This is a genomic window from Arthrobacter sp. G119Y2, assembly GCF_038069765.1.
In the GTDB taxonomy this organism is placed as follows: Bacteria; Actinomycetota; Actinomycetes; order Actinomycetales; family Micrococcaceae; genus Arthrobacter_B.
On sequence record NZ_JBBPFS010000003.1, the window covers coordinates 219,506 to 230,236 of the forward strand.

General features: G+C 67.6%; 7 protein-coding genes. 5 read left to right on the forward strand and 2 right to left on the reverse strand.

Going from position 1 to position 10,731, the window contains the following annotated elements:
* Nucleotides 1-146: 146 nt before the first annotated feature.
* Both WKB88_RS07595 and WKB88_RS07600 read left to right on the forward strand, forming a co-directional pair.
* Nucleotides 147-2,393 carry a LamG-like jellyroll fold domain-containing protein gene (locus WKB88_RS07595; protein ID WP_341393933.1) on the forward strand — a complete coding sequence of 749 codons (2,247 nt, stop codon included), beginning with the start codon at nt 147-149 and terminating at the stop codon, nt 2,391-2,393.
* A gap of 3 nt (nt 2,394-2,396) precedes the next feature.
* The gene (locus WKB88_RS07600; RefSeq protein ID WP_341393934.1) at nt 2,397-2,933 is read left to right on the forward strand and encodes a VanZ family protein; all 537 of its coding nucleotides are present in this window, start codon (nt 2,397-2,399) and stop codon (nt 2,931-2,933) included.
* On the opposite strand, the gene WKB88_RS07605 is transcribed toward WKB88_RS07600, so the two are convergent.
* Both WKB88_RS07605 and WKB88_RS07610 read right to left on the reverse strand, forming a co-directional pair.
* The gene (locus tag WKB88_RS07605) at nt 2,930-4,414 is read right to left on the reverse strand and encodes a glycerophosphodiester phosphodiesterase (RefSeq protein WP_341393935.1); all 1,485 of its coding nucleotides are present in this window, start codon (nt 4,412-4,414) and stop codon (nt 2,930-2,932) included. The two genes, WKB88_RS07600 and WKB88_RS07605, sit on opposite strands and share 4 nt — an antisense overlap.
* On the reverse strand, nt 4,411-4,863 hold the full coding sequence (locus tag WKB88_RS07610) for an adenylyltransferase/cytidyltransferase family protein (protein ID WP_341393936.1): 453 nt from the start codon (nt 4,861-4,863) through the stop codon (nt 4,411-4,413). The genes WKB88_RS07605 and WKB88_RS07610 overlap by 4 nt, the downstream gene beginning before the upstream one ends.
* 285 nt (nt 4,864-5,148) lie before the next feature.
* Between WKB88_RS07610 and WKB88_RS07615 the strand changes: the two genes are divergently transcribed.
* The 3 genes from WKB88_RS07615 to WKB88_RS07625 all read left to right on the forward strand — a co-directional run bounded on the left by WKB88_RS07615 (nt 5,149) and on the right by WKB88_RS07625 (nt 10,509).
* A complete protein-coding gene (locus WKB88_RS07615; RefSeq protein WP_341393937.1) occupies nt 5,149-8,193 on the forward strand; it encodes a CBM96 family carbohydrate-binding protein in 3,045 nt (1,014 codons plus the stop codon).
* A gap of 64 nt (nt 8,194-8,257) precedes the next feature.
* Complete coding sequence (locus WKB88_RS07620) at nt 8,258-9,004, forward strand: hypothetical protein (RefSeq protein ID WP_341393938.1); 747 nt, start codon at nt 8,258-8,260, stop codon at nt 9,002-9,004.
* A gap of 68 nt (nt 9,005-9,072) precedes the next feature.
* Nucleotides 9,073-10,509 (forward strand): polysaccharide biosynthesis tyrosine autokinase, encoded by a 1,437-nt coding sequence (locus tag WKB88_RS07625; protein ID WP_341393939.1) that lies wholly within the window; start codon nt 9,073-9,075, stop codon nt 10,507-10,509.
* Nucleotides 10,510-10,731 lie beyond the last annotated feature (222 nt).

Below are 10,731 nucleotides of genomic sequence, written 5' to 3' on the forward strand. Positions count from 1 at the left end.
CCCGGGGGACGCCCGGGTTCTCAGGTAGGCCCGGCGTGGAAAACAGGTATCCCGTACCCGTTCCCCCGCGCGGCCGCGGCGATAGATTCCTTCTCGGGCGTGCCATCCACTGGGCGCCGCTGGGATTTAGAGCCGGGGGTTTCACCATGGTCAAGAGAATCGCTGCTGTCCTGAGCGGAGTTGTGCTCGCTGCCGCATCACTGATCGGAGTCGCCCCGCCGGCTGCCGCCCTCTCGCCCGGAGTGGCCTTCTCCGCAACCGACCTCCCCACCTGGCAGACCAACGGCATTGTCTGGGCCATGGCCGAGTCCAACGGCGTGATGTACGTCGGGGGAACCTTCACCGCCATCCGCCCGCCCAAGGTTCCGGCCGGCGGCGCCGGGTCCGTCAGCGCCGTGAATTTTGCCGCCTTTGACGCCTACACCGGCAACCCGGTCCAGTGCGCCCTCTCGGTCACCGGCGGCAGCGCCACGGTGCGGGCCATGGATATCTCCCCCGACGGCCGGACCCTGTACATCGGCGGCAGCTTCGGCACGGTCAACGGCGTCACCACCACCCGGATTGCCGCCATCAACCTGCCCAGCTGCACCGTCAACACCAACTTCAAGCCTCCGACAGTTTCCGCCACAGTGCGCGCCATCGAAGCAACTGACTCCGCGGTGTATTTCGGCGGGGACTTCAAGAGCGTGGGCAGCTCCGCGCGGGGCATGCTCGCCGCAGTCAACTCCACCGGCGCGCTGCTGCCGTGGGCGCCGGAGGCCAGCCAGCCGGTACGTGCCCTGCACGCCCCCGCGGGACGGAACGTCGTCCTGGCCGGCGGTGACTTCCTCACCATGAACGGCGCCGATTCCAAGGCCCTGGCGGTACTGAACAGCACCACCGGCGCCAGCATCCGCACCTATCCCAACTTTTTCATTCCAAAAACCTCCTCGGTCAAGTCCATCGATTCCGACGGCACCAGCTTCTACATCGGCAACGAAGGCACCGGCGGCGGCATTTTTGACGGCCGCGCCCGGCTGGACCTGAACACCTACAACCAGGTCTGGCGGGACACCTGCCTGGGCGCCACCCAGGCCGTGTCCGTCTACAGCGCAACGCTCTACGCCGCACACCACGCGCACGACTGCTCCAGCATGAACTCCTTTCCGGAAGGCCCGCGGGTGCACCTGAGCGCGCAGAGCATCAACGGCCCCTCCCCCATGTACCAGTGGAACCCGGTCACCAATGACGGCCAGGGCGAGGGAATCGGCACGCGCACCCTGGCGCACACCACCGCCGGCAGCGGCAGGGACGTCCTGTGGACCGGCGGGGAATTCACCACCGTCAACGGCGCCGGGCAGCAGAGCCTGACCCGCTTTGGGCCCGGCCCCGGCACCGCAGGTCCCGGCACGCCGCAGTTTGTCAGCGCCGAGTCCCGGGCCTCGGGCCAGAACACCGTCCGCTGGCAGTCCACTTCGGACCCCGATGATTCCGAGCTCACCTACCGGGTCTACCGCAACGGTTCCGCCACTGCGCTGGCAACCGTCAACTCGTCGTCGCGCTGGTGGGACCTGCCCCAGGCCTCCTTCACCGACACCACGGCGGTGCCGGGCACGGCCTACACCTACCGGGTGCAGGCCACCGATCCCAGCGGGCGCAGCGGTGCACTCTCGGCGCCGGTGCAGATCACCACCGCCACTTCGGCTGCTCCGTATCCGGCCCTGGTGCGGGCCGACGGCGCCACCACCTACTGGCGCCTCGGCGACTCCCTGGGGGCGGCCGCCGATTCCTCCAACGGCAACAAGATGGGCCTGCCCAACTTGGGCGCCAAACTCTCCGGGACCACGAGTGCGCTGCGCAGCGACAGCAACCGGGCGGCGACCTTTGACGGCGTCGACGACATGATTTACGGCCAGCAGCGCGTCAGCGCACCCACGGTGTTCAGCGCCGAGGCCTGGTTCAAGACCGACACCACCACCGGCGGGAAGATTCTGGGCTTCGGCAACGCCCAGCCCCGCCGCAACGGAACCCTCCTGGGCTACAGCAGCGTCTATGACCGCCACATCTACATGAGCGACGCCGGCAAGCTCGTGTTCGGCACCTGGTCCGGCACCCGGGTGGTGGTCACCTCGCCCGCCAGCTACAACGACAACGCGTGGCACCATGTGGTGGCGACCCAGGGCCCGGGCGGGATGGTGCTCTATGTCGACGGCGTGAGGGTTGCCTCCAATACTGTCTCCGCCAACACGGTCTCTCTCGGCTCCTGGCGGATCGGCGGGGACTCGATTCCGTCCACCTGGCCCAGCGCTCCCACCAGCCGGCACTTCAAGGGGGCCATCGACGAATTCGCGGTCTATCCCACGGCCCTCACCGCCGCCCAGGTTGCGGCCCACAACCAGCAGGGACGCAGGTAGCAGGTGCAGGCAGGCAGCAAGTGCAGGGAAGATCCGCCCGGCACCGCCGAGGGTAAGCGCCGCCCGGCTGCGGGCAGCCATGGAGCACGCCGTGCGTTCCTCGGGCTGGCCGCCGCCGCAGTCCTGGCCGGAATGGGCGCGGTCCTGCTGACCCCCGGGCCCGTGGACCAGCCCGTCTACGGGACGGTGCTGCGGGCTCTCCGCCGGCTGCAGGAGCACGGGCTTCCGGGCTGGGTGGACTACACCGCGGTGGAAGCAGCGGCCAACGTGCTGCTCTTTGTGCCGCTGGGCCTGCTGGCCGGGCTCCTGCTGCCGGCACGGCGCTGGTGGCTGGGACTGCTGCTGTGCGTCGGGCTCGCAGCCGGAGCGGAGATCAGCCAGGACCTGTTCCTGCCCCGGCGGCAGGGCGATCTTCAGGATGTGCTGAACAACGGCGCGGGGGCGCTGCTGGGCGTGGCCGTGGCCGCCGCGGGCCGGACGCTGCGTTCATCGATCCGGCGGGGCCGGACGCTGCGTGCAGTCCGGCGGGGCCGGGCCTAGGTGACCTTGACGCTGCGGAACTCCACCGGGCAGTCGTCCGCATAGTTTCGGGCCAGGCTGAAGTAGCCTCCGCGGTACTTGCGGTTTGAGGTAATGCCCGCCCAGCCGGCGCCGTCCAGCCGCGAGTAGCGGATGCTGTCCGGGTCGATATCAATCTTCAGCGACATCCACTCCCCCGCTCTCACCGGCTCCGTGTCCACGGCGCTCAGCCGCAGCCCGCCGGGTTCCCCCGGGCTGCGCAACAGCAGGGTCATTTCCCCCGTGGGCCGGACCACCAGGTGGTAGCCGCCCACGTCGCTGGGGATGAGCACCCGGTACGGGCGGTCATCATCCTGGCCGAACGCCAGTCCGGCGTGCAGGGTGTCATCCACGGGCAGTTCCTCCGGCCAGCGCATGTCGAACTGGACGCTGTAGACCTCCCGGCGCACCGGGCCCAGCGAACCCATCCGGTAACTGCTGTTGGCCGCGGCGGACATGAGCAGGGTGCCGCCGGCAGGCTTCAGTTCCGGTTGGAACTCCCAGCCCTGCCCCACCATCCAGGGCAGGTCGCCCGCCGCCCGGATCCCGTCCCCGAAGCTGTCGGACGTCGCCGCCGGCTCGTCCGTGGCCAGGTACGGCAGGTTGGCGCACATGAGCCCGGACACGCCCAGCGCCAGCAGCCGGTCGCGCAGCTCCCGGGTGTGCACTTCCCAGCAGATAACGGGCTTGCCGGTGGCCACCACCTTCGCCAGTGCATCATCGGCTGCCGAATGGTGGACGCCCAGGTAGGTGAACTTGTCAGCCAGCTGCGGTACGAGTTCCAGCTGCTCGGTGGTGAAGTAGCCCCAACTGGCGTAGCCGCGCTCGGAGGCGGCATCAATCTGCGCAGCCTCCGCCGACTGCTTCCAGATGAAGTGGCTGTGCGAGTCCGGATAGGTGTCCATCAGATCCAGCAGCGCCTTGGCGTTGGTGCCCTGCTTGTCCTCGATGAAAAGCACGTGGGTGGAGGCGAAGGCATCCAGGACGTCCTTGAGCAGGGGAATCTTCTCCGTCACCGCCTTCGGGCCCAGCCATGCCCGGGCGTCAACCAGCAGCTCTGAGACCTCTGCGTACGTGGAGTCCTTGATCATCAGCTTGGTGCCGGTGGTGCGTTCGGTGGTGAGATCGTGGTGGCAGATCAGGGTTCCGTCCGACGTGGCGCTGACCGAAATCTCCAGGGCCACCGCTCCGGCCTTGGCCGACTCGCGGTACGCCGTCATGGTGTGCTCGGGCCAGTTGTCCCAGGATCCGCGGTGTGCGATCAGAAACGGGGCGGCGGCCAGCATCGAATCGACCGTGTGGACGGGAGCCGGCTCAGGCGTGGCGGATGCCTCTCCGTCCGCGTCGGCCCTTCCGGTGCAGCCGGCCAGGACAAGGCCCGCGGCACCCAGTGCCAGCACCTCGCGGCGGGACAGCCCGGAGGCCGGGGGAAGCCGCCGCCCAAACGTGTGCCGGGGATTCATGCGTTCAGGGCTGCGTCCCCGGCACGACCGCCCTCCAGAAGGGTCAGGGCGCGGCGCAGCACGGTGGAGGACGTGCTCACCGTGTAGGGAAAATACACCACCTGTACTCCTATCCGGGCCATGTCGCGTTCCAAGCGGTCGCCCTTCTCCGTGCCCCGCCAGTCATCACCCTTGAAAAAGACGTTGAAGCCCACTTCACGCCAGGTTTCCGCCTTGTTCAGATGCTCATCAACCACCACGTCGTCGACGTAGCGAACGCTGCGCACGATTTCCACCCGCTCCGCAAGGGGAACCACAGGGGTGGTTCCCTTCAGCCGCTGGGTCATGTCGGTGGAGGCGACGCCGGCGATCAGGTAGTCGCACTGGCTGCGCGCATGCTTCAACAAGTTCAGATGGCCGATATGGAAAAGGTCGTACACTCCCGAGGCATAGCCGATCCGAACTGTCATGTGAACAACCCCCAGGTGTGGTCCGTTAAATATCAGTTCATCTTTGGCTCATTTTCGGGAGCCCGTAAAGCGATTTCCGCACAATCACGTAGGGGCCGGAGAAACACGAGTAGACGCACCGGCAGCCCGGGTATTTACTCCATCAATTCGAGTAAACGCCACCGTGGGACTGGCAGAAGCCCGGGGTTACGCTTCCATTCAGTTTCGGGCCGCGGGCCCGTCCCCAGTTCATGAGGCGGTACAGCCGTGCATAAAAAAATTGCGGCAATCTGTTCGGTTGCGGCCGTGGCAGCGGCAACCCTGATAGGCGTTGCCGCTCCGGCCACCGCCCTGACCCCCGGCGTGGCCTTCTCGGCCGTCGCCCTCCCCACCTGGCAGACCAACGGCATCGCGTGGGCGATGGCGGAGGCCAACGGCGTGATGTATGTCGGCGGCACCTTCACCGAGGTGCGGCCCCCGGGAACCGCCGCCGGCAACAGCCAGTCCCGGACAGCAGTCAATTTTTCCGCCTTTGACGCCTACACCGGCACGCCCACCTCGTGCGCTCTGTCCTTCACCGGCGGAACGGGTGCCACGGTGCGGGCCATGGATGTCTCCCCCGACGGCCGCAAGCTGTACGTGGGCGGGAACTTCACCACAGTCAACGGCGTCACCGCTAACCGGCTGGCCGCCATCAACCTGCCGAGCTGCACCGTGGACACCACCTTCCGGCCCGGCACGGTGAACAGCACGGTGCGGACCATCGCCGCCACCGACAACGCCGTCTACTTCGGCGGCGACTTCACCACCGTCAACGGCACCGCCCGCAGCCGCTTCGCTGCAGTGGGCGCCACCGGCGCCCTGCTTCCGTGGGCTCCCGTGGCCGACGGCGTGGGCCGGGCCCTGGACGTCCCCGCGGACCGCAACGTCGTTCTGATTTCCGGGGACTTCAGCACGGTCAACGGCGCAGAATCGCGGGCCATGGCCGTGGTGGACAAGGGCGCCGGCGCCAATGTGCGCACCTACGCCTCTGCCGCCTACATTCCCGCCAGCGCCGTGATCAAGGACGTCACCAGTGACGGCACCAGCTTCTATGTCGCCGGTGAGGGCATGGGCAGCCGGTCCTTTGACGGCCGCGCCCGGCTGTCCCTGGACAGCAACTACGAGCAGATCTGGAAAGACACCTGCCAGGGCGCCACCCAGGCGGTGCTGCCCTACAAGGACGTGCTCTATTCCGGGCACCACGTCCACGACTGCTCCGGCATGAACGGCTTTGCCGACGGCAACCGCAAACACCTCTCCGCCCAGGACATCAACAATCCGTACCCCTTCCTCGGCTGGAGCCCCGACACCAATGACGGCACCGGCGAAGGCCTGGGCCCGCGGGCCCTGGAAACCACCAGCACCGGCAACGGCGACGTCCTGTGGGTCGCCGGCGAATTCACCACCACCAACGGCACCGCGCAGCAGGGCCTGACCCGCTTCGGCCCCGGCCCGGCCTCCGCCGCGCCCGGTACGCCGGCCAACGTCAGCGCAGTGAGCTTCGCCGCCGGCCAGAACCAGGTCCGCTGGACCCAAAGCGTGGACAACGACGACGCCGCCCTCACCTACAGCGTTTACCGCAACGGCAGCAGCACCGCCCTGGGCACCGTCACCGGAAAGTCCACCTGGTTCGACACACCCCAGCTGTCCTTTACGGACCGCACGGCCGCGCCGGGCACCGCCTACTCCTACCGGGTGCAGGCCAGCGACGGCTCCACCGCCAGCGCTCTCTCCGCACAGGTCTCAGTCACCACGGCAGCGGCCACCCAGCCCTACCCGGATGCGGTGCTCCGTGACGGCGCTTCCACCTACTGGCGGCTTGACGACAGCCGGCCCACCGCCCCGGCGGACACCTCGCCCGGCAACAACCGCGGCGTCGCCTACGGCGGCCCGCTCCTGGCCGGCACCGCCGGAGCCGTTCCCGGCAGCACCGCCGGGGTCTTTGACGGCGTCGATGATCAGGTCTCCGGACAGCAGCGGTATCCTGCTCCCGCCACCTACACCGCCGAGGCATGGTTCAAGACCGACACGGTGCGGGGCGGAAAGATCTTCGGCTTCGCCTCCGGACAGCCCAACCGCCACGGCACCCGCAATTCCAGCGGCATCGTGGACCGGCACCTGTACATGACCACCGGCGGAACCCTCGCCTACGGCGTCCTCAACGCAGCCAACACACCCGTGAGCGCCAGCACGGCCAAGACGTACAACGACAACGCCTGGCACCATGCGGCGGCCGTGCAGACGGCCTCGGGCTTCACCCTGTACGTGGACGGCGTGCCCGTGGCCAGCAGCCAGACACCGGCTGCGCAGACCTACACGGGCTCCTGGCGGGTGGGCGGAGACAGCCTGATCGGCTGGCCGGAACGGCCCACCAGCAGCTATCTGGCCGGCTCCATTGACGAGTTCGCCGCCTACCCGACGGCCCTGAGCGCCGCCCAGGTCACGGAGCACTTTACCGCCGGCGGCGGAAGCCCGGCCGAACCCGAGCCGGCTCCGGACACTACGGCGCCGAGCGCCGTCTCCGGAGCATCCGCTGCCGTCAACGGCGCCACGGTAACCCTGACCTGGAGCGCCGCCACCGACAACGTCGGTGTCAGCGGATACCGGATCCACCGCTCCGTGACGGACGGCTTCACGCCGTCGGCCGCCAGCCTGCTGACCACCGCCTCCGGTTCCGCTCTCTCACACAGCGACGCGGAGCTGGAGCCGGGCACCTACTACTACCGGGTGGTCGCCGTCGACGAAGCCGGGAATGCGGGAGCAGCCTCCAACCAGGCGAGCGCCACCATTGCCGGCGCCCCGCCGGCCGAACCGGTGACCCTGTCCCTGACTCCCGCTGCTGACACCTACGTCAACCAGGGAGCGCCCAACGCGACCCACGGGAGCGCCGTGTCCATGGCGTCACGCGGCTCATCGGCCTACACCTCATACCTGCGGTTCACCCCCGGAACCACGGTGCCGGCAGGGATGCGGCTGATTTCGGCGACGCTGCGGGTGTACACCTCCACCGAAACCTTCAGCAATTCCGTTGACCGGCACACTATCCAGCCGGTGAACGGGGACTGGACGGAGGCGACCACCACCTACAACAACCGTCCGGCGCTGGGCAGCGCTGTGCTGGGCACCGTCTCACCGACGGCGACCAACACCGCCTACTCCGTCGAACTCGACACCGCGGCAGTTTCGGCCGCACTGTCCGAGTCCGTTGACCTGGCCATTACGAGTGCCGGAACCGATAACGCCTGGTTCCACACCAAAGAAGCGTCCTCCACCCGCCGTCCGGTCCTGACCCTGGTCTTCGGCCCCTAACCCGTGTCCCTGAAAAAGGGGCAGCACTATTTCTGCAGGTTCATCCGATAGAAAGCACACTCAAATGAAAACCGGTCTCAAACCATTACTCCTGGGACTGCTGCTGTTGCCGGCGCTGGGTACGGCAACAGGATGCAGCTCCCCCGACCCTTCTCCGGAAGCGGCGCCGCCGTCGGCCTCGCCGTCCCCGTCCGCTTCGTCCGCATCGTCCGCTCCGTCGTCGTCGGCGACTGCCTCGGGAACCACCGGGACGGCAGCCCCCTCCGGCGGAGCTGAAACTCCCGCCGGGGAGGACACGGACGCGGCAGCTGAGGCCGTGGTGCAGTCCCCCCAGCCGGCACCGGAACCGACCTTCGAGGCACAGCAGGAACAGTATCTGCAGGACAAGGTGCCCGAGGGCACCGATCCCAACGCCGTGCTGCAGGTGGGGCAGGAGCGCTGCGACCAGCTGCTCAGCGCCAGGTCGGTGGACGAAGAGTCCGTGCTCAGCGAACTCATCATGAGCCCGTCTCAGGACACGGCCGACGCCGTCGCCGCACTGTGCCCCGAACTGCTGCCCGTCCTGGACGCCGCCGCGCTGGGCTTCCCCGATGGAGTTTTCTCCGTGGGAGAAGCGGCACCGCACGCTGACCAGCCCTCGGTTGCACCGGGAACCTACCGGGCGTACGGCCTGCCCGAGGGATGTCTCATCTCCGTCTACGCCGGCTCCGGGGAACTTCTCGGGTCTCATGACGGGTCCGCTCCGGTCACCATCGGCGCTGACGCTGCACGCGTGGAATCGGACCAGTGCTACACGTGGTTCCGTTCATGACGTCCTTCTGCAGCTTCCTTTTCTGTTCACACCATCTGCCTATCCAAGGGAAGGGGTAACCAATGGATATGCGCGAACAAATACTGATCCTTCGCCGCAATTGGATGCTCATAGTCTCATTTGCACTCATCGGGCTCATCAGCGCCGGAACCATTTCTGTGCTGATGCCCAAAACCTACACCGCCACAAGCAACCTCTTTGTCTCCACCCAGAATGTTGAAACCTCGGCCGAACTGCAGCAGGGCAGCGTGTTCTCCCTGAACCGGGTGCAGTCCTACGTGGAGCTGGTCGGCATGCCGGAGGTACTGAACCCTGTCATTGAAAATCTCGACCTGGACATGACACCGCAGGAGCTGGCCGGCAAAGTCAAAGCGGCAACGTCCCGCAACACCGTGCTGATTGAAATTCAGGCGGTGGATTCCTCTCCGGAACGCGCCGCGGACATCGCCAATGCGGTGGTGGCAAGCCTGATTTCGACGGTGGCCGACGTGGAGCGGCCTACCAACGGCCTGCCGTCTCCGATGCGCCTGACATCCGTGGACACGGCCCAGCCGCCGGCGGCCGCGTCCAGCCCCAAGACTCCGCTGAACCTGGCGCTGGGTCTGTTGTACGGGCTTGCCCTCGGGCTGGTGGTGGCCATCCTCCGGCACGTCCTGGACCGTCATGTGCGCACCGAAGCTGATCTGCGCAAGTCCACGGACCTGCCGCTGCTGGGCGGGATTACCGAATCCACGCGGCATACGAGCCGGCCAACCATCCTGGGCGGCTCGGGAACCGATGCCTTCCGGCAGCTGCGGACCAATCTGGAGTTTGCCGCCGTCAGCCAGCAGATGAAGTCGCTGGTGGTCACCTCGTCGCAGGCAGGCGAGGGCAAGAGTACCGTCGCCCTGAACCTGGCCCTGAGCATCGCGCAGAGCGGGCAGCGGGTGATCCTGGTGGATGCCGATCTGCGGCTTCCGTCGGTGTCCAGCGCCACCGGGCTGGAAGGCAGCGTCGGTTTGACCACCGTCTTGATCGGGCGCACCAGCCTGGTCGAAGCCACCCAGCACTGGGGCACAGGCGGCCTGTCGGTGCTGACCTCCGGACCGCTGCCTCCCAATCCCACCGAGCTGCTCGGTTCCGAGACGATGCAGAAACTGATCGAGGAACTCGAAGCGGAATACGACATGGTGATCCTGGATGCTCCGCCGGTGCTGCCGGTGGCCGATGCCGCGATCCTCACACGCCACACCGACGGGATCCTGCTGGTGGTCGGAGCCACCCGGGTCAGCCAGCACAACCTGTCCAAGGCCGTGGAGCAGCTGAGCCTGGTGAACGCGAACGTGGTGGGTATGGTCCTCAACCGGATTCCGCGCTCCGGCCCCGATGCCAACTCCGCTTACCTCTCCGATTACGGCATCGCGCCGCTGCCGGTCATGCGGGACAACGACGGAGGCCCGGCTTCGCCCGTGGCCGAAGCCGAAGCCGCGATTGTCCGGGACAGCCGGGCCCTCAGCAAGGGCTGACTCCGGGCCGGTACGGCGGGGCGGGACGGATACGCCGTCCTGGCCGCCGCGGCCGGCGGAACAACAAGAGCCTTCCGGGCGGTGTGCACAAAGCACACCGCCCGGAAGGCTTTTCCGTGCCCGGGCGCATCCACGGGCACCAGGGTGCTGTGGGCTGATCGACAGGTTCCGGTATGCCCGGGGCTGATCGCTGCTCCGGAGCCTGCCGCAGGTGCCTGGCCT